Source organism: Stenotrophomonas maltophilia (assembly GCF_025642255.1).
Lineage (GTDB): Bacteria > Pseudomonadota > Gammaproteobacteria > Xanthomonadales > Xanthomonadaceae > Stenotrophomonas > Stenotrophomonas maltophilia_P.
Genome location: NZ_CP106759.1, coordinates 1,860,815 through 1,882,892 on the forward strand (window position 1 = coordinate 1,860,815; position 22,078 = coordinate 1,882,892).

Below are 22,078 nucleotides of genomic sequence, written 5' to 3' on the forward strand. Positions count from 1 at the left end.
AGTGACCGTCCGGCCAACCGCAGAGCGGACGGAGAGATGGAATGTGAGGGAGTGGGCGGAACGTGCGGTGGCGAGTGATTCTATGCACCGCTCGTGAACCGCCTGCAAGCGGCCGCCGCCCGTGCTGGCCGCCAACGAAAAGGGCCCCGCCGTCGCCGGCGGGGCCCTGAGCTGCGTCGAACCGTGGAAACCCTTACTGTGCGGGCGTATCGCGCAGCTCGCGACGGAGTATCTTGCCGACATTGGTCTTCGGCAGTTCCTTGCGGAACTCCACGATGCGCGGGTGCTTGTAACCGGTCAGATTTGCCCGGGCATGCTCCTTGACCATTTCGGCGGTCAGGTTCGGATCCTTCTTCACGATCACCACCTTGACCACTTCGCCGGACTTCTCGTCCGGCACGCCGACCGCGGCCACTTCCAGCACGCCCGGCATCATCGCGATGACGTCTTCGACTTCGTTCGGATACACATTGAAGCCGGACACCAGGATCATGTCCTTCTTGCGGTCGACGATGTAGAAGAAACCCCGTTCATCCATCTTCGCCATGTCGCCGGTATGCAGCCAGCCGTCGCTGTCGATCGCCTGGGCGGTCTCTTCGGGGCGCTGCCAGTAGCCCTTCATCACCTGCGGGCCCTTGATGCACAGCTCGCCCACTTCACCCAGCGGCAGGATGTTGCCGTTGTCGTCCTTGATGCACGCATCGGTGGACGGGATCGGCAGGCCGATGGAGCCGTTGTACTCCGGCAGGGTAAGCGGGTTGATGCAGGCGGCCGGCGAGGTTTCGGTCAGGCCGTAGGCCTCGACCAACGTCACCCCGGTAACCTTCTTCCAGCGCTCGGCCACAGCGCGCTGCACCGCCATGCCGCCGCCCAGGGTGAACTTCACCGACGAGAAATCGATCTCATCGAAACCGGGCGTATTGAGCAGACCGTTGAACAGCGTGTTGACGCCGGTGATGGCGGTGAAGCGCGTGCCCTTGAGCTCCTTGACGAAGCCCTTCATGTCGCGCGGATTGGTGATCAGATGATTGCAGCCGCCGAACTTCATGAAGACCAGACCGTTCGCGGTCAACGCGAAGATGTGGTACAGCGGCAGCGCGGTGATGATCACTTCCTTGCCCGGCTCGATGCCGGAGGTCGACAGCCATGCCGAGGCCTGCTGCATGTTGGCGATCAGGTTGCGGTTGGTCAGCATCGCGCCCTTGGCCACGCCGGTGGTGCCGCCGGTGTACTGCAGGAACGCCACGTCGTCGTGGTCGATCTCGACCTCGGGCAGGGTGTGGCGGCTGCCGAGCTTGAGTGCCTGCTTGAAGCGGATGGCACCCTTCACGTGATAGTTGGGCACCATCTTCTTGACGTACTTCAGCACGAAGTTGACGATCGCGCCCTTCGCGCCGAGCAGATCGCCCAGGCCGGTGGTGACCACCTGCCTGACCGGCGTGTCGGCGATGACCTGCTGGACGGTGTCGCCGAAGTTGTCGACCACCACCAGCACCGAGGCGCCGGCGTCGACCAGCTGATGCTTGAGTTCGCGTGCGGTATACAGCGGGTTGACGTTGACCACGGTCAGGCCCGCACGCAGCACGCCGAAGGTGGCGACCGGGTACTGCAGGCAGTTGGGCATCATCAGGGCGACGCGGTCGCCCTTCTTGAGCTTGAGCTCACCCAGCAGGTAGGCCGCGAACTGGTCAACCAGCGCATCGGTCTCGCCATAGGTGAGGACCTTGCCGAAACTGGAGTAGGCGGGGCGGTCGCGGTACTTGGCGACGGAGGCGTCGAAGACGGAGGCTACCGAATGGAACTCGTTGACGTCGATCTCGGCGGGAACGCCTTTCGGATAGCTCTGCAGCCAGGGACGATCCAGACTCATATTCCCCCTCCAGGAATCGTGATTGTTGGGTCCGACCCTGAGCGTACTGACAGCGGCCGGTCATTGCAGCATACCCCGCCGTAGGGGAAACGCGAAGAGGGCATCGCGCGACGGCCTGTGCGATCGCGTCAAATGCCGCCGGGCATGGCCCCGCGCCACCGAGCTGGCAGCGCTGGGCCATGCCCGGCGGGTGTTTCAGGGTGCGTGCGGTGCTCAGCCCTGCCTGCGCACCGGCGCACCATTGGCCTTGTAGTAGGGCGCGGTGCTGCGGGGCAGCGGCGCACGGCCGCGGATCACGTCGGCGAGCTTTTCGGCGATCATGATGGTCGGCGCGTTGAGATTGCCGGTCACCACCTGCGGCATGATCGAGGCGTCGACGATGCGCAGGGCCTCCAGGCCATGCACGCGGCCCTGGCCGTCCACCACCGCCATCGGATCATCGGCGTGGCCCATCTTGTTGGAGCAGGACGGGTGGTATGCCGTTTCAGCATGCTCACGGACGAACGCGTCGATCTGCGCATCGGTCTGCAGTGCACTGCCCGGCGAAATCTCGCGGCCGCTGTATGGAGCCAGTGCCGGCTGCGCGAAGATCTCGCGGGTGATGCGGATCGCCGCGCGGAACTCGCGCCAGTCCTGGTCGTGCGACATGTAGTTGAACAGGATGCTCGGATGCTCGCGCGGATCCTTGGAGCGGACATGGATGCGGCCCCGGCTGGGCGAGCGCATCGAGCCGACATGCATCTGGAAGCTGTGTGCCTTGATCGGATTGGACCCGTTGTAGTTGATGGCCACCGGCAGGAAGTGATACTGCAGGTTGGGCCAGTCGAACTCGGCATCGCTGCGGATGAAGCCGCCGGCTTCGAACTGGTTGCTGGCGCCGATACCGGTGCCCAGGAACAGCCATTCAGCGCCGATTGCCGGCTGGTTGTACAGCTTCAGCGCCGGCGCCAGCGAGACCGGCTTCTTGCATTCGTACTGGAGATACATCTCCAGGTGATCCTGCAGATTGGCGCCGACGCCCGGCAGGTGATGCACCAGGTCGATGTCGAGGCTGCGCAGCAGATCGGCCGGGCCCACGCCGGAGCGCTGCAGGATCTGTGGCGAGGCGATGGCGCCGCCGCACAGCAGCACCTCGCGGCGGGCAGTGGCACGCTGCGGCTGGTCGTTGCGCAGCCACTGCACGCCCACCGCGCGCTTGCCGGAGAACAGGATGCGGTCGGTCAGCGCGTGGGTGACGATGGTCAGGTTCGGGCGCGGCCTGGCCAGATCCAGATAGCCGCGGGCGGTGCTGGAGCGGCGGCCCTTCGGCGTGACCGTGCGGTCCATCGGGCCGAAGCCTTCCTGCTGGTAGCCGTTGAGGTCATCGGTGCGCGGATAGCCTGCCTGCACGCCGGCTTCAACCATGGCTGCGAATAGTTCGTTGTTGCCGGCCTTGGGGGTGGTCACCCGCAGCGGGCCATCGCCCCCGTGGTAATCGTTCGGGCCGATGTCGCGGGTCTCGGCCTTGCGGAAGTAGGGCAGGCAGTCCAGATAGGTCCAGTCGTCCAGGCCGGGCATGCTCGCCCAGTTGTCGTAGTCCATCGCGTTGCCGCGGATGTAGCACATGCCGTTGATCAGCGACGAACCGCCCAGGCCTTTGCCACGGCCGCAGTCCATGCGGCGGTTGTTCATGAAGGGCTCTGGATCGGTCTTGTAGGCCCAGTTGTAGCGCTTGCCCTGCAGCGGAAACGCCAGCGCCGCCGGCATCTGGGTGCGGAAGTCGAGCCGGTAGTCCGGGCCACCCGCTTCCAGCAGCAGTACGCTCACATCGGCATCTTCGGTCAGGCGGGTGGCCAGCACGTTGCCGGCCGAGCCGGCGCCGATGATGATGTAGTCGTACTCGTTATGGGTGCTCATGGTTGTTCTCCTTCAGGCCGGGACACGCTGCAAACAGGCGTCCCGGCGGAATGTCGGATCGGCGCGGTGGCCGGACGAGGGGCGCGGCTCAGAACACGCTGGCGTAGTCGCCCAGTTCGACCTGCACCGACTTGATGCGGGTGTAGTGGCCCAGGGTCGAGAGGCCGTTCTCGCGGCCGACACCGGACTCCTTGTAGCCACCCACCGGCATTTCGGCTGGCGATTCGCCCCAGGTGTTGATCCAGCAGATGCCGGCTTCCAGGCGATGGATGATGCGGTGGGCGCGGCTGATGTCCTTGCTGACCACGCCGGCGGCGAGGCCGAAGGTGGTGTCGTTGGCGCGGCGGACCACTTCATCTTCGCTGTCATAGGCAAGGATGCTCATGACCGGCCCGAAGATCTCTTCCTTGACGATGGTCATGTCGTCGCGGCAGTCGGAGAACACGGTCGGCAGCACATAGGCGCCCTGGGCCAGCGTGCCGTCGGTGGCACGGCCGCCGCCGATCAGCAGGCGCGCGCCTTCGGTCTTGCCGCTTTCGATGTAGCGCAGCACGTTCTCCATGTGCGGGAAGCTGGTCAGCGGGCCGAAGTTGGTGTCCGCGGCCATCGGATCGCCGATGCGGATGCGCTTGACGCGCTCGACCACGGCGGCCTCGAACGCGGCCAGCATGCCGCGCGGCACAAACACGCGGGTGCCATTGGTGCACACCTGGCCGGAGCTGAAGAAATTGGCCATCACCGCGATGTCGGCGGCGCGGTCGAGATCGGCGTCATCGCAGATCACCAGCGGCGACTTGCCGCCCAGTTCCATGGTCACTTCCTTCAGCGAGGAGGAGGCGGCTGCAGCCATCACCTTCTTGCCGGTGGCCACGCCGCCGGTGAAGGAGATCTTCTCGATCACCGGATGTTCGGTGAGCCAGTTGCCGATTTCGCGACCGGGGCCCTGCACGACATTGAACACGCCGGCCGGCACGCCGGCTTCGGTGTAGATCTCGGCAAGCCGGAGGGCGGTCAGCGGCGTGACCTCGGACGGCTTGAACACCATCGCATTGCCGGCGGCCAGTGCCGGCGCCGACTTCCACAGGGCGATCTGGATCGGGTAGTTCCAGGCACCGATGCCGGCGACCACGCCCAGCGGTTCACGGCGGGTGTAGAAGAAGCTGGATTCGCGCAGCGGCAGCTGGATGCCTTCGATGGCGGTCGCCAGGCCAGCGTAATACTCCAGCACATCGGCGCCGGTGACGATGTCCACCGTGGTGGTTTCCGCCAGCGCCTTGCCGGTATCGAGCGTTTCCAGGCGGGCCAGTTCGTCATTGCGCTCGCGCAGGATCTCCACGGCGCGGCGCAGGATGCGCGAACGTTCCATGGCGGTCATTGCCGCCCATGCCTTCTGGCCTTCGGTGGCGCTTTCGACGGCGCGTTCGACGTCGGCCTGGCTGGCGACCTGCACCTCGGCGATGACCTCACCGGTGGCGGGGTTGACCGTGGCGAAGGTCTTGCCGCTGGTGGCATCGACCCGGCGGCCATGGATGTAGAGCTGTTGGACGGGCAGGGTAGTCATGGGGCGTACTCCTCGAAAGGGGGCGGGAAGCTGAAAGCGCTTATAGCGCGTCGGCCTGCAACTGGAAGTCGATGTAGCCGTAGGCGATGCGTCGGGCCTTGTCAGCATCGAAGGCGCCGCCGACCAGGCTGCCGCGCAGCCAGAGGCCATCGATCATCGCGGCCAGGCCGCGGGCGGCGAGGCGTGCCTGTGGGCGTGGCAGCACGCGGTTGAACTGGTGGCACAGGTTGGAGAACAGGCGCTGGTCGTTGGCGTGCTGCAGGCGCGCCAGTTCCGGCTGGTGCATGCTCGCGGCCCAGAAGGTGAGCCAGACACGCATCGCGGTGCCATTGATCTGGCTGTCATCGAAGTTGCCATCGACGATGGCGCGCAGCTGGTCGCGGGGATCGTCGCCCACCCCGGCCCGGCAGCGGGCGACCGCGTCCCGCAGTTCGCGCAGGATCTGCCGCATCGCAGCGTTGAGCAGGCCGTCCTTGTCGCCGAAGTAATGGGCGACGATGCCGCTGGACAGCCCGGCCTTCCTGGCGATGGTGGCGACGGTGGCATCGGCCATGCCCATTTCGTCGATGGTCTGGAAAGTGGCCCGGATCAACTGTTCGCGACGGACCGGCTCCACGCCCTTCTTCGGCATTGTCTCTCCACGGATTGCGACCCGAGGCGTCGGGTTGGCCATCATTATGCTTTTTATTGATTGAACGTTCAATCAATAAACCCTAGGATGCGCTCGCGCCCCACGCCATGGGCCCGGTTTCCCGGTCCGGCCCCGCCCATGTGCTCCTTCGGACTGATGAGACGATCCCATGTCTTCCCAGGCTCATCCCAAGCGTTCGCCCCTGCGCTTGAACCGCTTTGTCTTCCTCAGCTCCTCGGTGTCGATCGGCATTCTCGGGCTGCTCACCGTCCTCTATCCCGATGCCAGCGAGCACTGGCTGCAATGGGCGCAGGCCGAGGTCTCGGCTGCGTTCGGCGCGTGGTACATGCTGCTGGTCGTGCTGTGCCTGGGATTCGTGCTGTGGCTGGCGTTCTCGCCCTATGGCCGTATCCGCCTGGGCCACAACGAGGAATCGCCGGCCTTCGGCTACGTCGCGTGGGTGTCGATGCTGTTCTCGGCGGGTATCGGTATCGCACTGCTGTACTACGGTGCCTACGAGCCGCTGGACCATTTCCTCAACCCGCCGGGCCAGCCGGGCGGCACGGTGGCGGCCGGGCGCGAGGCGATGGTGCTGACCTTCCTGCACTGGGGCCTGCATGGCTGGGCGCTGTACGCGCTGGTCGGGGTGGCGCTGGGCTATTTCGCCTATCGCCGCAACCTGCCGCTGGCATTGCGCTCGGCGCTGTATCCGATCTTCGGTGAGCGCATCCATGGCCGCATCGGCGACATGGTCGATGGCTTCGGCATTCTCGCCACGCTGATCTCCATGGTCACCAATCTCGGCATCGGTGCGCTGGTGGTGCAGTCCGGCCTGGTCTATCTGTTCCACATCCCGGACACACCGCAGGTGCTGGTCGCGATCGTGCTGGTGATGATGGTGGTGGCCACCATCGGCGTAGTGGCGGGGGTCGAGAAGGGCATCGCCTGGCTGTCCAACCTCAACGTGCGCCTGTTGTGCGCGCTGTTGCTGTTCGTGCTGGTTACCGGCCCGACCCTGCATCTGTTCGATGGCCTGGTGCAGAACACGGGCGACTATCTCGGCGCATTCGTGCGCAAGAGCTTCGACATGTATCTCAACGATCCGCAGGGCCGCGCCTGGATGGGTTCCTGGACGCTGTTCTACTGGGCGTGGTGGATCGCCTGGGCGCCGTTCGTGGGCCTGTTCGTGGCACGCATCTCGCGCGGCCGCACCATCCGCGAGGTAGTGATGGGCGTGCTGTTGATACCGCTCGGCTTCACGCTGGCGTGGCTGTCGATCTTCGGCAACACCGCCATCGACCTGGTGCTCAACCATGGCCAGGCGGTGCTGGGGCAGGTGGCGCAGCACGATGCAGCGATGACCCTGTTCAAGCTGCTGGAGTACCTGCCCGGCGCACCCTATGTAGCCGGTGCCGCAGTGGTGATCGGTTTCGTACTGTTCCTGACCCCGGTCGATTCGGGCACGCTGATGATCGCCAACCTGTGCACCCGCCGTGTCGACGACGGGGTGGAGGATGGTCACGATGCGCCGATCTGGCTGCGCGTGTTCTGGGCGGTGGGCATCACCGTGGCCAGCATCGGCCTGCTGCTGGCGGGCAACTTCAGCGCGATGCAGACGGCCGTGGTCCTGTGCGGTCTACCGTTCTCGTTCACCCTGGCGTTCTACATGCTGGGCCTGCTGCGCGCATTGCGCACCGATCCGGACGCGCCGCGGCGCTGAGCGCACTGCCGGCCCTTGGCATTACAGGCGCAGGGCGGCTTCCAGCAGAGCTGTCGCCCATGGGGGCGTGCGCTGCAGCTGCCGCAGGTCATCGGCGGCCGGCCATTGCAGGTGGCCGTCCTCCATCTGCAGCAGCAGCTGTGGATCGGGCACGGCCTCGCCCGGCGCGGCGTCGGCGCTGTTGTCGTAGACCTGCAGCTGCGCCAGCACCGGCATCAGCCCGATCAGGTTCTGCTGCGCCAGCGGCCAGCGGCGGCGGATGTCGACTTCGGAAATGGGGTGGCCACCGGCCTGCACCCGTGCGCGTACCCGGGCGATGTGCTGCTCCGGGCTGGACAGTCCACAGAACCACATCAGCACGTCATGGGTGCGGCTGGCCTCACGCAGCAGGGCGGTGATCGAGTTGCCCCCCAGCGTGGTCTCGAAGGCATGGTTGCGGGCGTGATCCAGGGCGTCGCGGATACGGTTGACACCCTCCTGCCAGGCTTCGGCATTGGCCTCCATGGGGTCCAGGCCGGCCCGCTCGCGCAGCCCGCGGGCGAACGTATCGGGGTTGAACCATTCCAGGCCGGCTTCGCGCAGCACGTGGCCACCCACCGAACTCTTGCCGGCGCCATTGACGCCGGCAAGCACATACAGGAACGGGCGTGGCATCAGTGGCCCGTGCCCGCCTTGACCTGGCCCTTCAGGCGGGCAGGGCGACGCAGCAGTGCGCGTGCGGCATCACCGGCCTGGGCGTGCTGCAGCACCGCCAGGCGCTGGTCGAAGCCGGCACGCAGATCCGCCAGGGCCGGGTCCTGCCCACGCAGTTCCTCCAGCGAGCTTTCCAGCGCTTCGACCTTGGCCTGCAGCGCGCGGTACTGCTCGATGGAAACGATCACCGCCTGCGGTTCGTTGTGATTGGTGACCACCACCATGTGCTGGTCGCGCACTTCCTGCATGACCTTGCGCCAATGTTCCTTCACCGACGAGGCGGTGGTGTGGGTCAGCTCGTTGATCGGGTCGAAGCGGACGGGGGCGTGCAGCATGGCGGTGCTCCAGGGGACCTGTGCGATCACCTTACGCCTGTTTCATGCAAATTGCATGAATGGTGAAAAATATCAAAAATATGATTCATGGGCGATTCGGCCCCGGCGGTGACGCCGGGGCCGAGCTTCCGCCCGCCGGATGCCGCGCGCCGGGTCAGCGGGCAGCCAGCTGACGCAGCACGTACTGCAGCAGGCCGCCGTGGTGGGCGAGGAGGCGCAGTTGCGAACCACCGGTTCGCGCGCCTCCGCAGCGCCCCGGCGGTGACGCCGGGGCCGGGCTTCCGCCCGCCGGATGCCGCGCGCCGGGTCAGCGGGCAGCCAGCTGAAGCAGCACGTACTGCAGCAGGCCGCCGTGGTGGGCGAGGAGGCGCGGTTGCGAACCACCGGTTCGCGCGCCTCCGCAGCGCCCCGGCGGTAACGCCGGGGCCGGGCTTCCGCCCGCCGGATGCCGCCCGCCGGGTCAGCGGGCAGCCAGCTGACGCAGCACGTACTGCAGCAGGCCGCCGTGGTGGGCGAGGAGGCGCGGTTGCGAACCACCGGTTCGCGCGCCTCCGCAGCGCCCCGGCGGTGACGCCGGGGCCGGGCTTCCGCCTGCCGGATGCCGCGCGCCGGGTCAGCGGGCAGCCAGCTGACGCAGCACGTACTGCAGCAGGCCGCCGTGGCGGAAGTATTCCACTTCCTTCGGTGTCAGCAGCATCACCGACACCTCGAAGCGCTTCTGCGTGCCATCGGCCCGGGTCGCGGTGACCGCGGCGCGCTTGCTGGCACCGTCTTCCAGGCCGGTGATATCGATGACTTCCGAGCCATCCAGCCCCAGCGACTGCGCGTTCTCACCATTGCGGAACTGCAGCGGCAGCACGCCCATGCCGACCAGGTTGGAGCGGTGGATGCGTTCGAAGCTCTCGGCGATGACCGCCTTCACGCCCAGCAGCAGGGTGCCCTTGGCGGCCCAGTCGCGCGACGAACCGGTGCCGTACTCCTTCCCGGCCAGCACGACCAGCGGCACCTTGTCGGCCTTGTACTTCATTGCCGCGTCGTAGATCGCCAGCTTCTCCGGCTGACCACCGCCGGCCGGGTAGTACAGGGTGTTGCCACCCTCCTCGCCGCCGAACATCAGGTTCTTGATGCGGATGTTGGCGAAGGTGCCGCGGACCATCACGTCATCATTGCCGCGGCGGCTGCCGTAGCTGTTGAAGTCGGCGGGCTGCACGCCCCGGGCCTGCAGGTAACGCCCCGCGGGCGAATCCTTCTTGATGTTGCCGGCCGGCGAGATATGGTCGGTGGTGATCGAGTCGCCGAACAGACCCATCACGCGCGCGCCATGCACGTCGTCGATGCTGCCGGTCTGCATGGTCATGCCATCGAAGTACGGCGGGTTCTTGATGTAGGTGGAGTCATCACTCCACTCGTACAGATTGCCGTCCGGCGAGGCGATGGTGTTCCAGCGCGTATCGCCCTTGAACACGTCGGCGTAGTTCTGCTTGAACATCTCCGGGCCGATGGTGGCGGCGATGACATCGCCGATTTCCTTGTTGCTCGGCCAGATGTCGCGCAGGTAGACCGGCTGGCCGTCGCTGCCGGTGCCCAGCGGCTGGGTGGTCAGATCGATGTCGGTGGTGCCGGCGATGGCGTAGGCGACCACCAGTGGCGGGCTGGCCAGGTAGTTCATCTTCACTTCGGGATGCACGCGGCCTTCGAAATTACGGTTGCCCGACAGCACGGAGGTCACCACCAGGTCACCGGCGGCGATGCCGGCACTGACCTCGGTCGGCAGCGGGCCGGAGTTGCCGATGCAGGTGGTGCAGCCGTAGCCGACCACGTAGAAGCCGATCTTCTCCAGCTCCTTCAGCACCCCGGCCTTTTCCAGATAGTCGGTGACCACGCGCGAGCCTGGGCCCAGCGAAGTCTTCACCCAGGGCTTGCGATCCAGGCCCTTGGCCGCCGCGTTGCGCGCCAGCAGGCCGGCACCGATCATCACCGCCGGGTTGGACGTGTTGGTACAGGAGGTGATCGCGGCGATGACCACCGCGCCATCCTTCAGGCGGACCTTCCGGCCTTCGATCTCGATGTCGGCGAAGCCCTTGGCCAGCTGTTCGTTGCCGACCGCGGTGCCGCCGCCCTCGTTGAGGAAGGAGGCCACATCGTCGCTGCGCCTGTCGCGGTTGCTGGTCAGGCCGACCAGGGCTTCGCGGTAGTTCTTCTGCACGTCTTCCAGCAGCACGCGGTCCTGCGGGCGCTTCGGTCCGGCCAGCGACGGCTTCACCGTGCCCATGTCCAGCTCCAGCGTGGTGCTGTACTGGGCATGGGGGCTGTCCGGTTCGTGCCACAGGCCCTGCGCCTTGGCGTAGGCCTCGACCAGTTCGATCTGTTCTTCGCTGCGACCGGACAGGCGCAGGTAGTTCAGTGATTCGGCGTCGATCGGGAAGATGCCGCAGGTGGCGCCGTATTCCGGTGCCATGTTGCCGATCGTGGCGCGGTCGGCCAGTGGCAGGTGCTGCAGGCCATCGCCATAGAATTCGACGAACTTGCCGACCACGCCCAGCTTGCGCAGCATCTGGGTGACGGTCAGCACCAGGTCGGTGGCGGTGGCGCCCTCAGGCAGCCGGCCGGTGAGCTTGAAGCCGACCACCTGCGGGATCAGCATTGACGACGGCTGGCCCAGCATGGCCGCTTCGGCTTCGATGCCGCCCACGCCCCAGCCAAGCACGCCGATGCCGTTGATCATCGTGGTGTGGCTGTCAGTACCGAACACGGTGTCCGGGTAGGCCACGGCCCTGCCATCCTTGTCCGCGGTCATCACCACGCGGGCCAGGTTCTCCAGGTTCACCTGGTGGACGATGCCGGTGTTGGGCGGCACCACCTTGAAGTTGTCGAACGCCTTCTGGCCCCAGCGCAGGAACCCGTAGCGTTCCTGGTTGCGCTGGAATTCGATCTTGCCATTGAGATCGAGCGCGTCCGGCTTGCCGAACACATCGACCTGTACCGAATGGTCGATCACCAGTTCCGAAGGGATCTGCGGGTTGATCTGTTCCGGCTTGCCACCCAGCTTGACCACCGCATCGCGCATGGCGGCCAGATCGACGACACACGGTACGCCGGTGAAGTCCTGCAGGACCACGCGCGCGGGCATGAAGGCGATTTCGGTGTCCGGCTCGGCCGCCGGGCTCCAGCGGGCAACGGCCTCGATGTGCTCCTTGCCGACGGTGACGCCGCCGTCTTCGTGCCGGAGCAGATTCTCCAGCAGGATCTTCATCGAGTAGGGAAGGTGGGAGATGTCGAAGCGCTGGCCCAGTGTGGGCAGGCTGAAGTAGTCGTAGGTCTTGCCGCCGACGTCCAGCTGGCTGCGGGTGGAGAACGAATCGCTCATGCGGGATGACTCCTTCTTGCGGATGGCTTGCAGTGGCCCGTGCATGGACGGACCTGCTTGCGTATGCCGGGGCTCTCCGCCACCGGATCCCCGCCAGTATGGCGGAGCCGGCGCGGCCGGGAACGTCCTCGGCGCAGGACGCAAGGTTACATGGCTGTATGTAGTGCCGATGTCACGGCTTGCCCCGCCACTGGCTCATCAGCATCTGCAGGAAGCGTTCGGCCGTGGGCGAGAGCAGGGCACCACGGCGGCGCACGATGCCGATGGTGCGCGAGACCACCGGATTGCCGATCGGCCGGGTCACCAGGATGGGATGGTCGCCGTCCGGGGTCGCCATCTTCGGCAGCACCGACACGCCGATCCCGGCCTCGACCATGCCCAGGGAGGTGGACAGGTGGGTCACTTCGTAATGCCAGCTCAGCTTCAGGTTCTCACGGGCGAGGGCGCCATCGAGCAGGGTCCGGTTGCCACTGGTGCGATGCACGGTGATCAGCTGGTGCTGGGCAAGATCGGCCCATTCCACGCGGCGCTTGCGGGCCAGCGGATGATCGCGGCGGCAGGCCAGCACGAACGGGTCCTCGGCCAGTACATCGAAATCCAGGTTGGGATCGTTGGCACCCATGAAATTGATGCCGAACTCCACTTCGCCGCGTTCCACTGCCTGCAACCCCTCGGTGGCGGGAATGTCGAGGATGCGGAAGCGGACGTGCGGATGCGCGTCGTGGAAGCGTGCCATGACACTGGGCAGGAAGTAGAACGCCGCGGTGGGCAGGCAGGCGATGGTGACCGTGGCGCCGCGCGTGTCGTCGTGCCCGCGCAGCGAGAACAGCGAACCATCGAATTCCTCCAGCATGCGCCGTACCAGCGGCAGCAGGTTCTCGCCGACCGCGGTGGTGCTGACGCTGCGGGTGGTGCGTTCGAGCAGCGGTGAGCCGACGGCCTGCTCCAGCTTCTGGATCCGGCGGCTGAGCGCGGGCTGCGAGACGTGCAGGGTTTCAGCGGCGCGATGGAAGCTGCGCGTCTCGGCGACGAGCAGGAACGCGCGCAGATCGAGGATTTCGCAATTGATGCTCATACGGTATCAATCATCCAAAAATCAGCAATTCACAGATCAATCCGGCTCATGCCAGTATCGAATCACAGAGGGGTCATTCATCCCCTATACGCATCAATCTAGCACACGTATGTCGAACGATCTGCTCAGTATCCCCTGCGTCCTCATGCGTGGCGGCACGTCCAAGGGGCCGTTCTTCCTGGCCTCGGACCTGCCGGCCGACGCCGGCCTGCGTGACCAGCTGCTGCTGGAGGTGATGGGCTCGGGCCATCCGCTGCAGATCGATGGCATCGGCGGTGGCAATGCGCTGACCAGCAAGGTGGCGATCGTCAGCCCCGCCAGCCGCGCCGATGCCGATGTCGACTATCTGTTCGCGCAGGTCCGGGTCGAGCAGCGGGTGGTGGATACCACCCCCAACTGCGGCAACATGCTGGCGGCGGTCGGTCCCTTCGCGATCGAACGCGGACTGGTTCCTGCGCGCCACCCGCGCACCGAAGTGCGCATCCACAACGTCAACACCGGCAAGTTGATCGTGGCCACGGTGGAAACCCCGAACGGCCAGGTGGCCTACCGGGGCGACACGCGTATCGCGGGCGCGCCTGGCGCTGCCGCGCCGGTCCGCCTGGCCTTTCTCGATGCGGCCGGTGCACGTACCGGCCGGCTGCTGCCCAGTGGGCGGCCGCAGGATATGATCGACGGCATCGCCGTCAGCCTGGTGGATTGCGCGATGCCGATGATGATGGTGCGCGCGGCCGATATGGGTGTCCGCGGTGACGCCTCGCCGGCGGAACTGAACGCGGATCATGCGCTGCTGGCGCGGTTGGAAGCGATGCGCATCGAGGCGGGTACGCGCATGGGCATCGCAGACGCGGGCAGCAAGGTGATTCCCAAGCCAGTGCTGCTTTCCGCACCGCAGCAGGGCGGCGACCTGCAGGTGCGCTACTTCATGCCCCACCAATGCCACACCGCGCTTGCCATCACCGGCGCGGTCGGTCTGGCCACCGCCGCAGTCACGCCCGGCACCCTGGCCAACACTTTCGTCGGATGCCTGCCGATGCCGGGCAGCATTACCCTCGAACATCCGAGCGGCCTGCTGGAAGTGGGCCTGAGCCGCAGCTCGGACGATGCGCCGGTCGTTGCCAGCGTGGTCCGTACCGCGCGCCGCCTGTTCGAAGGGCGCGTGTTCGCGACTTCGCCTGCCACTGCCGAAACCCATTCCACCGAAGCCCGCCAATGGACCTCAGCGGCATGACCTGAAACCGGTCGGGGCCGCGCAGATGCGCGTGGCCAGGCCACTACAACGCAGATGCTTCACTCCTGGGAGGGATGATGTACAAGCAGTTCTTCATGGCCGCGCTGTGCGCGGCGAGCCTGGCCGTGTCCGGTTGCGGCAAAGACGATGCCAGCGGGGCCTCGGCGCCCGGCGGCGACAATGCGCCGGTGCGGATCAGCGTCGGTTCCTACAACCTCAACAACCTGCCGTTCTTCATCGCCGACGCCAAGGGCTACTTCAAGGACGTCGGCCTGCAGGTGAAGACCGAGAACTTCGCGCAGGGCGGCTCCAAGGTGCTGCAGGCCCTGGTCGCCAACTCGACCGACGTGGCGGTCGGCTTCTACGACCACACCATCCAGATGCAGGCCAAGCACAAGGACGTGGTCGGCTTCGTGCTGCTGTCGCGCAATTCGGGCCTGGTGATGGCCGGCCGCGAGGATGCCAGCTTCGATCCGGCGCGCCCGCAGACCATCAAGGGCCAGAAGATCGGCATTACCGCCCCGGGTTCGTCATCGGACTTCTTCGTGCGCCACTTCCTGGCCCAGCACGACATCCCGGTGGACAGCATCTCGCTGATCGGCGTGGGTTCTGGTGCGGCGGCGGTGGCGGCGCTCGAGCAGGGCAAGATCGACCTGCTGGTCAACTACGATCCGGCCGCGACCCTGATCACCGAGCGCAAGGTCGGCAGGATCATCATTGATGCGCGCAGCGACGAGGGGGCACGCCAGGTGTACGGCGGTCTCTATCCCACCTCGGTGATGTACGCCAACCGCAGCTTCCTGGAAGCACGTCCCGAAGCAGCCGAGAAGATCGCCCGCGCCGAGCAGATGGCATTGAAGTTCATCGCCGACAACAGTGCCGAGGACATCGTCGCTGCGCTGCCGGACAGCTACGTCTCCGGCGACCGCGCCACCTACGCGCGCGCCGTGGAGAACGCCCGCGCCATCTTCACCACCGATGGCCACTTCACGCCCGCGGACCTGGAAACGCCGTTGAAGGTGCTGCGCGAGTTCAACAAGGACGTGGCCAACGCGGACATTGACCTGTCCCGGACCTACACCAATGCCTTCGTCGAGCGCGCCAGCGCCGCGACGCAGGCAACCCAACCGTAAGCGGAGATAACCCATGGCCCTCAATGCCACCGTGCGCCAGTTCAATGGCGCACCGCAGCTGGAGCCCGCACAGACCATGGTCGCCATCAACAAGGTGACCATGTCCTTCGGTGACTTCACCGCCGTGCGCGATGTCGATATCCAGGTCGGTGATGGCGAGTTCCTCGCCATCGTCGGTCCCACCGGGTGCGGCAAGAGCACCATCCTCAATTCCGTGGCGGGCCTGCTCAAGCCCAGCGCCGGTGACGTGAGCATCGACGGACGCGCCGTCAATGGCGTGCAGGCGTCCGTCGGCTACCTGTTCCAGCAGGACGCGCTGCTGCCGTGGAAGACCGCCTTCCAGAATGTGGAACTGGGCCTGAAGTTCCGCGGCGTCGATGAAGCCGAGCGCCGGCAGAAGGTCACCACCTGGTTGGCCAAGGTCGGCCTGACCGGCTTCGAGCACCGCTATCCGCACCAGCTCTCCGGCGGCCAGCGCAAGCGCGTGCAGATGGCACAGGCATTGATCGTGGAGCCCAAGGTGATCCTGATGGACGAGCCGTTCTCGGCATTGGACATCCACACCCGCCATCTGATGCAGAACGAACTGCTGCGGCTGTGGCAGGAAGACCGTCGCTCGGTGATCCTGATCACCCACGACCTGGAAGAGGCCATCGCGCTGGGCGACCGCGTGGTGGTGCTGTCCTCGGGTCCGTCAAGCCGCGTGGTGCGCAGCTTCGATGTGGACCTGGAACGCCCCCGCAACGTTGCCGAGATCAAGCTCGACGAACGTTTTACCGGCCTGTACCGCGACATCTGGGCCTGCCTGCGCGGCGAAGTGGAGAAGAGCTATGCACGCCAGGACTGACCGTTTCATCCAGATCGCACTGGTCATCGCCGTGTTCGGTGGCTGGGAAGGCGGCATCGCGCTGGGCTGGATCGACCCGTTCTTCTTCCCCGCGCCCACGGCCATCGCCCAGCAGGCGTGGAACTGGTTGTCGGATACCTCGTTCTACCAGCACGTGTACATCACCCTGACCGAAACCGCGCTGGGCTACCTCATCGGTACCGGGCTGGGCGTTGCAGGCGGTGTGTGGCTGGGCCTGAGCCGGCGCTCGGCGCGCATCCTCGATCCCTTCATCAAGGGCTTCAATGCCATCCCGCGCGTGGTGCTGGCGCCGATCTTCGTGCTGTGGCTGGGCCTGGGTCTGTGGTCGAAGGTGGCACTGGCGGTGACGCTGGTGTTCTTCACCACGTTCTTCAATGCCATGCAGGGCGTGCGCGAAGTGAACCCGGTGGTGCTGGCCAATGCCCGCATTCTCGGCGCCAGCCGCAGTGACCTGCTGCGTCACGTGTACTTCCCGGCGGCGGCGAGCTGGATCCTGTCCTCGCTGCGCACCTCGGTGGGCTTTGCCGTGGTCGGCGCGATCATCGGCGAATACCTGGGTGCCTCGGCGGGCCTGGGTTACCTGATCGCGCAGGCAGAAGGCAACTTCAATGCCGTGGGCGTGTTCGCCGGCATCATCATCCTGGCCGCCTTCGTGCTGGTCATCGATGCACTGCTCGACGTGGTCGAGAACAAGCTCATCACCTGGCGTCCAAACGCCCAGGCCCAGGCCACCAGCTGAGCCTGCCTGGCGCGCCGCTGGAATGATCCGGCGGCGCGCCCTTCCGTAATTCCCCCGCATCATCGCAACGGGCCAGCGCCAGGCCAGGGGGCCGGCTGGCTGGAGAGAACACCATGCATAGCCATCCCGTGCTGCCGCGTGCAGCGCTGACGGTCGCCCTTGGCCTGCTGCTGGCCAGCGGCCATGCCGGAGCACAGGCCGCCACAGCCCCACCGGCCCCGCTGAGCCAGGCCGAACTTGCCGCGCTGGTGCAGCAGCAGGCGCAGCAGATCCAGCAACTGCAGTCGCGACTGGATGCGCTGGAAGGCGTCGGTACGACCGCCGGCAACGCGGCGGCTGCCCCTCCTGCGCCTGCCCTGGAAACCCGTGTTGCGGCGCTGGAAACCCAGCAGTCCAAGGCGCCGAAGGTGTCGTGGTCGAAGGGCGCGCCGGAATTCAGCAGCGCTGACGGCAACGTGATCTTCCGCCCGCGCGGTCGTCTGTTCGTGGACGGCTCCAGCACCGACGGCTCGTCCAGCAGCGACCGCAACATCTCCGGTACCGAGATCCGTTCGGTGCGCCTGGGCGCGGAGGGCCGCTACGGCACGCTCGGCTGGGTGGTGGAGGGCGACTTCGCTGACAACGAGGTGGCGTGGAAGTCGGTGTATGCCACTGTGGACCACAGGCTGTTCGGCCTGCCTGCCGACCTCACCGTGGGCAACCGCCTCAACGACCGCGGCATCGATGGCTCCAGCAGCACCTCCAACACGCCGTTCCCGGACCGCAACGTGGTGGGCACGCTGATGCTGCCGCAGCGGGGCCTGTTTGGCGTCGGCCTCACCGAGCGCGTGTACGGAAAGGGCTGGCACGCCAGCCTGTCAGTGGCCGGCAACGACCTCAACAATGCCGGTGACAACAACGACAGCCAGACCTGGGCCACCCGCGTCCACTGGAACCCGATCGACAGCAAGGCCGCGACCGTGCATCTGGGGGCGTGGGCGTTCCACGAAGAGATCGCCGCAGGCTCCTCGGGCGTGCTGCGCAGCTCCGCCATTGCCGGCCACTTCAACGATCTGGTCAAGATCACACCGGGCACGCTGGTCGGCACCGATCGCAGCACCGCCTACGGTGTGGAGGCGGCGGGCTTCTTTGGCCAGGGCTGGGCCACGGGCGAGTGGGGTACGCGCAACCTGCGCGGTGCCGATGCCAGCGGCCGTTACGACCTCGATCACCAGGCCTGGGCGATTTCCGCCGGCTGGTTCCTTGGCGGGGCCAGCCCGGCGTACTCGGGCAAGACCGGCACCTGGGGCCGGGTCAAGGTGGCCGATCCGGTCACCCGTGGCGGGCGGGGCGCATGGGAGCTGCGTGCGCGCTACGAAGACGTGGACTACTCGGAACTGCCGACCGGCGGCACCGGACATGCGTGGACGGTGGGTGCCAACTGGTATCTCAACGACTACAGCCGGGTGATGCTCGACGTGATCCGCTGGCAGACCGACAACCCCACCGGTACGGTGCGCGGCAAGGACGAGGGCACGACGGTCAATACCCGGCTGCAGGTTGCGTTCTGAGTGAAGGCATCAAGCTGAACGGACAATGCCGGCCACGTGCCGGCATTGCCGTAAGGGGGGGGCGGCTGGCGGTATGACGCCTTGAGTATGTATAATTCGTACATACCGAAGAGGGCCTACCCATGGAAGCCACTGTCGCCGAACGCGGTCAGATCACCCTGCCCAAGGCTGTGCGTGACGCCCTGGGCCTGACCAAGGGCACCCAGCTCAAGGTCGAACTGGACGGCAGCCGCATCATTCTGCGCAAGAGTGTCGACGACGCGATTTCACGGGCGCGCGGCAAGTTCGCGCTGGACGGCTTTGATTCCGCCGACGCCGCCGTACGCGCGGTGCGCGACGAGGACTAAGCCGTGATGATCGCCGTCGATTCCCCTGTGCTGGTCGAACTGCTGAGCAATGGCCCGCAGGCCGACGCCGTCGAGGCCTGCCTGCGGCAGAGCCTGGTCGGCGGCAAGGTGGTGGTGTGCGGGGCGACCCTGGCCGAAGTCTGCGCCAGCCTGCGTGGCGGGGCCGAGGTGCTGGAAGCGCTGGAAGAGATGGGCGTCCACTTCAACGCGCTGGAAGCCAAATCGGCATTGCGCGCCGGCGAGATGCATCGCCGCCACCGCCAGCGTGGTACCCAGCGCCGCAGCCTGGACGACTTCATGGTGGGGGCCCATGCACTGCTGCAGTGCGACGGGCTCATCACCTGGAACGACACGTTTTACCGCGACTACTTCAAGGGCCTGAAGCTGATCGTGCCGCACGCCTGAGCCCGTTGCATTCCTTTCACTGTTCCATAACCGCATTACCCGGGAGTTGTCATGTTGGAAGCCTATCGCCACCACGTAGCCGAGCGCGCCGCGCTTGGCATCCCGCCGCTGCCGCTGACCGCCCAGCAGACGGCAGACGTCATTGAACTGTTGAAGAACCCGCCGGCGGGCGAGGCCGAGTTCCTGCTCGACCTGCTGACCCACCGTGTGCCGGCCGGCGTGGACGACGCCGCCAAGGTCAAGGCCTCGTACCTGGCCGCGATCGCGCTGGGCAGCGAGCAGAACCCGCTGATCAGCCGCGAGCGCGCCACCGAGCTGCTGGGCACCATGCTGGGCGGTTACAACGTGGCCCCGCTGGTGCAGCTGCTGGACGACGCCAGCGTCGGCACCATCGCCGCCGACGGCCTGAAGAACACCCTGCTGGTGTTCGATGCGTTCCACGACGTGCAGGACAAGGCCAAGGCCGGCAATGCCAATGCCCAGGCCGTGCTGCAGAGCTGGGCCGACGCCGAGTGGTTCACCAGCAAGCCGGAAGTGCCGCAGAGCCTGACCATCACCGTGTTCAAGGTGCCGGGCGAGACCAACACCGACGACCTGTCGCCGGCGCCGGACGCCACCACCCGTCCTGACATTCCGATGCACGCACTGGCGATGCTGAAGAACAAGCGCGATGACGCGCCGTTCACTCCGGAAGAAGACGGCAAGCGCGGCCCGATCCAGCAGATCCTGTCGCTGAAGGACAAGGGTCACCTGGTGGCCTACGTCGGCGACGTGGTCGGCACCGGCTCTTCGCGCAAGTCGGCCACCAACAGTGTGCTGTGGTGGACCGGCGACGACATCCCCTACATCCCCAACAAGCGCGCCGGTGGCGTGTGCCTGGGCGGCAAGATTGCCCCGATCTTCTACAACACCATGGAAGATGCCGGCGCGCTGCCGATCGAGCTGGATGTCTCGAAGATGGAGCACGGCGACGTTGTCGAGCTGCGTCCGTATGACGGCAAGGCACTGAAGAACGGCGAAGTGATCGCCGAGTTCGAAGTGAAGTCCGAAGTGCTGTTCGACGAAGTGCGTGCCGGCGGCCGCATTCCGCTGATCGTCGGCCGTGGCCTGACCGGCAAGGCGCGCGAAGCGCTGGGCCTGGCCCCGACCACTCTGTTCCGCCTGCCGGTGCAGCCGGCCGACACCGGCAAGGGCTTCTCGCTGGCGCAGAAGATGGTCGGCCGCGCCTGCGGTCTGCCGGAAGGCCAGGGCATGCGCCCGGGCACCTACTGCGAACCGAAGATGACCTCGGTGGGCTCGCAGGACACCACCGGCCCGATGACCCGCGACGAGCTGAAGGACCTGGCCTGCCTGGGCTTCTCGGCCGACCTGGTCATGCAGTCGTTCTGCCACACCGCCGCGTACCCGAAGCCGGTGGACGTGAAGACCCACCACACGCTGCCGGAGTTCATCTCCACCCGCGGTGGCATCTCGCTGCGTCCGGGCGACGGCGTGATCCACAGCTGGCTCAACCGCATGCTGCTGCCCGACACCGTCGGCACCGGCGGCGACTCGCACACCCGTTTCCCGGTGGGCATTTCGTTCCCGGCCGGCTCGGGCCTGGTGGCCTTCGCCGCCGCTACCGGCGTGATGCCGCTGGACATGCCGGAATCAGTGCTGGTGCGCTTCAAGGGCCAGATGCAGCCGGGCGTGACCCTGCGTGACCTGGTCAACGCGATTCCGCTGTACGCGATCAAGTCGGGCCTGCTGACGGTTGCCAAGGCTGGCAAGAAGAACATCTTCTCCGGCCGCATCCTGGAAATCGAAGGCCTGCCGGAGCTGAAGGTCGAGCAGGCATTCGAGCTCTCCGACGCCTCGGCCGAGCGTTCGGCCGCCGGTTGCTCGGTGCGCCTGAACAAGGAACCGATCATCGAGTACCTGACCAGCAACATCACCCTGCTGAAGTGGATGATTGCCGAGGGTTACCAGGATCCGCGTTCGCTGCAGCGTCGCATCGAGAAGATGGAAGCCTGGCTGGCCAACCCGCAGCTGCTGGAGCCGGACGCCGACGCTGAGTACGCTGCCGTCATCGAGATCGACCTGGCCGACATCCACGAGCCGATCGTGGCCTGCCCGAACGATCCGGACGACGTGAAGACCCTGTCCGAAGTGGCCGGCGCCAAGATCGACGAAGTGTTCATCGGTTCGTGCATGACCAACATCGGCCACTTCCGTGCGGCCGCGAAGCTGCTGGAAGGCAAGCGCGACCTGCCGACCCGTCTGTGGGTGGCCCCGCCGACCAAGATGGACGCCTCCGAGCTGACCAAGGAAGGCGTTTACGGCACCTTCGGTGCGACCGGCGCGCGCATGGAAATGCCGGGCTGCTCGCTGTGCATGGGCAACCAGGCCCAGATCCGCGAAGGCTCCACCGCGATGTCGACCTCGACCCGCAACTTCCCGAACCGTCTGGGCCGCAACACCAACGTGTACCTGGGTTCGGCCGAGCTGGCCGCGATCTGCTCGCGTCTGGGCCGCATCCCGACCAAGGAAGAGTACATGGCCGACGTCGGCGTGATCGCCGCCAGCGGCAGCGAGATCTACCGCTACATGAACTTCGACCAGATCGAGGAGTACCAGGACGTGGCCAATACGGTCGCCGCCTGATGCGTTGAAACGAA

General features: G+C 66.3%; 17 protein-coding genes. 9 read left to right on the forward strand and 8 right to left on the reverse strand.

What is annotated here, in order from left to right; genetic code table 11:
• Positions 1-193 precede the first annotated feature (193 nt).
• The 4 genes from N8888_RS08625 to betI form a co-directional block, all read right to left on the reverse strand.
• Complete coding sequence (locus N8888_RS08625) at positions 194-1,870, reverse strand: long-chain fatty acid--CoA ligase (protein WP_065175618.1); 1,677 nt, start codon at positions 1,868-1,870, stop codon at positions 194-196.
• 213 nt (positions 1,871-2,083) lie between these two features.
• Positions 2,084-3,766 (reverse strand): choline dehydrogenase, encoded by a 1,683-nt coding sequence (gene betA, locus N8888_RS08630; RefSeq protein ID WP_053520386.1) that lies wholly within the window; start codon positions 3,764-3,766, stop codon positions 2,084-2,086.
• 88 nt (positions 3,767-3,854) lie between these two features.
• Positions 3,855-5,327: a betaine-aldehyde dehydrogenase gene (gene betB, locus N8888_RS08635; RefSeq protein WP_262218555.1), complete on the reverse strand. Its 1,473-nt coding sequence runs from the start codon at positions 5,325-5,327 to the stop codon at positions 3,855-3,857.
• A gap of 40 nt (positions 5,328-5,367) precedes the next feature.
• Positions 5,368-5,958 carry a transcriptional regulator BetI gene (betI, locus tag N8888_RS08640; RefSeq protein WP_053520388.1) on the reverse strand — a complete coding sequence of 197 codons (591 nt, stop codon included), beginning with the start codon at positions 5,956-5,958 and terminating at the stop codon, positions 5,368-5,370.
• Between the two features lie 169 nt (positions 5,959-6,127).
• On the opposite strand from betI, the gene N8888_RS08645 reads away from it, so the two are divergent.
• Positions 6,128-7,678: a BCCT family transporter gene (locus N8888_RS08645; protein ID WP_111186107.1), complete on the forward strand. Its 1,551-nt coding sequence runs from the start codon at positions 6,128-6,130 to the stop codon at positions 7,676-7,678.
• A 21-nt stretch (positions 7,679-7,699) separates the two neighbouring features.
• Here the strand turns inward: N8888_RS08645 and N8888_RS08650 are convergent, their stop codons facing one another.
• The 4 genes from N8888_RS08650 to N8888_RS08665 all read right to left on the reverse strand — a co-directional run bounded on the left by N8888_RS08650 (position 7,700) and on the right by N8888_RS08665 (position 13,148).
• Entirely contained in the window at positions 7,700-8,332 is a 633-nt protein-coding gene (locus N8888_RS08650; protein ID WP_263178122.1) for an ATPase, read from the reverse strand.
• The gene (locus N8888_RS08655; protein WP_053520391.1) at positions 8,332-8,706 is read right to left on the reverse strand and encodes a type II toxin-antitoxin system Phd/YefM family antitoxin; all 375 of its coding nucleotides are present in this window, start codon (positions 8,704-8,706) and stop codon (positions 8,332-8,334) included. The genes N8888_RS08650 and N8888_RS08655 overlap by 1 nt, the downstream gene beginning before the upstream one ends.
• Before the next feature lie 613 nt (positions 8,707-9,319).
• Entirely contained in the window at positions 9,320-12,073 is a 2,754-nt protein-coding gene (gene acnA, locus N8888_RS08660; RefSeq protein ID WP_263178124.1) for an aconitate hydratase AcnA, read from the reverse strand.
• Positions 12,074-12,245: 172 nt separating this feature from the next.
• A complete protein-coding gene (locus N8888_RS08665; RefSeq protein ID WP_053519987.1) occupies positions 12,246-13,148 on the reverse strand; it encodes a LysR family transcriptional regulator in 903 nt (300 codons plus the stop codon).
• 109 nt (positions 13,149-13,257) lie between these two features.
• Here N8888_RS08665 and N8888_RS08670 point away from each other — a divergent pair, with 109 nt between their 5' ends.
• From N8888_RS08670 to acnB, 8 genes are all read left to right on the forward strand, one after another.
• A complete protein-coding gene (locus tag N8888_RS08670) occupies positions 13,258-14,379 on the forward strand; it encodes a 4-oxalomesaconate tautomerase (protein WP_164152603.1) in 1,122 nt (373 codons plus the stop codon).
• Positions 14,380-14,456: 77 nt separating this feature from the next.
• Positions 14,457-15,512, forward strand: coding sequence for an ABC transporter substrate-binding protein (locus N8888_RS08675; RefSeq protein ID WP_053519997.1), 1,056 nt, complete (start codon positions 14,457-14,459; stop codon positions 15,510-15,512).
• A gap of 13 nt (positions 15,513-15,525) precedes the next feature.
• Positions 15,526-16,359, forward strand: a complete 834-nt coding sequence (locus N8888_RS08680) for an ABC transporter ATP-binding protein (protein ID WP_263178126.1) — start codon at positions 15,526-15,528, stop codon at positions 16,357-16,359.
• Positions 16,343-17,119: an ABC transporter permease gene (locus N8888_RS08685; protein ID WP_053519990.1), complete on the forward strand. Its 777-nt coding sequence runs from the start codon at positions 16,343-16,345 to the stop codon at positions 17,117-17,119. Before N8888_RS08680 ends, N8888_RS08685 begins: the two co-directional genes overlap by 17 nt.
• 113 nt (positions 17,120-17,232) lie before the next feature.
• A complete protein-coding gene (locus N8888_RS08690; protein WP_263178128.1) occupies positions 17,233-18,669 on the forward strand; it encodes an OprO/OprP family phosphate-selective porin in 1,437 nt (478 codons plus the stop codon).
• A 122-nt stretch (positions 18,670-18,791) separates the two neighbouring features.
• Positions 18,792-19,016: an AbrB/MazE/SpoVT family DNA-binding domain-containing protein gene (locus N8888_RS08695; protein WP_053519992.1), complete on the forward strand. Its 225-nt coding sequence runs from the start codon at positions 18,792-18,794 to the stop codon at positions 19,014-19,016.
• Between the two features lie 6 nt (positions 19,017-19,022).
• Positions 19,023-19,421, forward strand: a complete 399-nt coding sequence (locus N8888_RS08700) for a type II toxin-antitoxin system VapC family toxin (RefSeq protein ID WP_053519993.1) — start codon at positions 19,023-19,025, stop codon at positions 19,419-19,421.
• Positions 19,422-19,472: 51 nt separating this feature from the next.
• Positions 19,473-22,064, forward strand: a complete 2,592-nt coding sequence (gene acnB / locus N8888_RS08705; protein WP_193396858.1) for a bifunctional aconitate hydratase 2/2-methylisocitrate dehydratase — start codon at positions 19,473-19,475, stop codon at positions 22,062-22,064.
• Positions 22,065-22,078: the final 14 nt, after the last annotated feature.

Bases quoted from the DNA above. Each gene is read 5' to 3' on its own strand.
- acnA (WP_263178124.1), bottom strand. From the start codon at position 12,073: ATGAGCGATTCGTTCTCCACCCGCAGCCAGCTGGACGTCGGCGGCAAG.
- N8888_RS08670 (WP_164152603.1), top strand. From the start codon at position 13,258: ATGTCGAACGATCTGCTCAGTATCCCCTGCGTCCTCATGCGTGGCGGC.
- betI (WP_053520388.1), bottom strand. From the start codon at position 5,958: ATGCCGAAGAAGGGCGTGGAGCCGGTCCGTCGCGAACAGTTGATCCGG.
- N8888_RS08650 (WP_263178122.1), bottom strand. From the start codon at position 8,332: ATGCCACGCCCGTTCCTGTATGTGCTTGCCGGCGTCAATGGCGCCGGC.
- N8888_RS08625 (WP_065175618.1), bottom strand. From the start codon at position 1,870: ATGAGTCTGGATCGTCCCTGGCTGCAGAGCTATCCGAAAGGCGTTCCC.
- N8888_RS08675 (WP_053519997.1), top strand. From the start codon at position 14,457: ATGTACAAGCAGTTCTTCATGGCCGCGCTGTGCGCGGCGAGCCTGGCC.
- N8888_RS08700 (WP_053519993.1), top strand. From the start codon at position 19,023: ATGATCGCCGTCGATTCCCCTGTGCTGGTCGAACTGCTGAGCAATGGC.
- acnB (WP_193396858.1), top strand. From the start codon at position 19,473: ATGTTGGAAGCCTATCGCCACCACGTAGCCGAGCGCGCCGCGCTTGGC.
- N8888_RS08645 (WP_111186107.1), top strand. From the start codon at position 6,128: ATGTCTTCCCAGGCTCATCCCAAGCGTTCGCCCCTGCGCTTGAACCGC.
- N8888_RS08680 (WP_263178126.1), top strand. From the start codon at position 15,526: ATGGCCCTCAATGCCACCGTGCGCCAGTTCAATGGCGCACCGCAGCTG.
- betB (WP_262218555.1), bottom strand. From the start codon at position 5,327: ATGACTACCCTGCCCGTCCAACAGCTCTACATCCATGGCCGCCGGGTC.
- N8888_RS08690 (WP_263178128.1), top strand. From the start codon at position 17,233: ATGCATAGCCATCCCGTGCTGCCGCGTGCAGCGCTGACGGTCGCCCTT.
- N8888_RS08665 (WP_053519987.1), bottom strand. From the start codon at position 13,148: ATGAGCATCAATTGCGAAATCCTCGATCTGCGCGCGTTCCTGCTCGTC.
- N8888_RS08685 (WP_053519990.1), top strand. From the start codon at position 16,343: ATGCACGCCAGGACTGACCGTTTCATCCAGATCGCACTGGTCATCGCC.
- N8888_RS08655 (WP_053520391.1), bottom strand. From the start codon at position 8,706: ATGCTGCACGCCCCCGTCCGCTTCGACCCGATCAACGAGCTGACCCAC.
- N8888_RS08695 (WP_053519992.1), top strand. From the start codon at position 18,792: ATGGAAGCCACTGTCGCCGAACGCGGTCAGATCACCCTGCCCAAGGCT.
- betA (WP_053520386.1), bottom strand. From the start codon at position 3,766: ATGAGCACCCATAACGAGTACGACTACATCATCATCGGCGCCGGCTCG.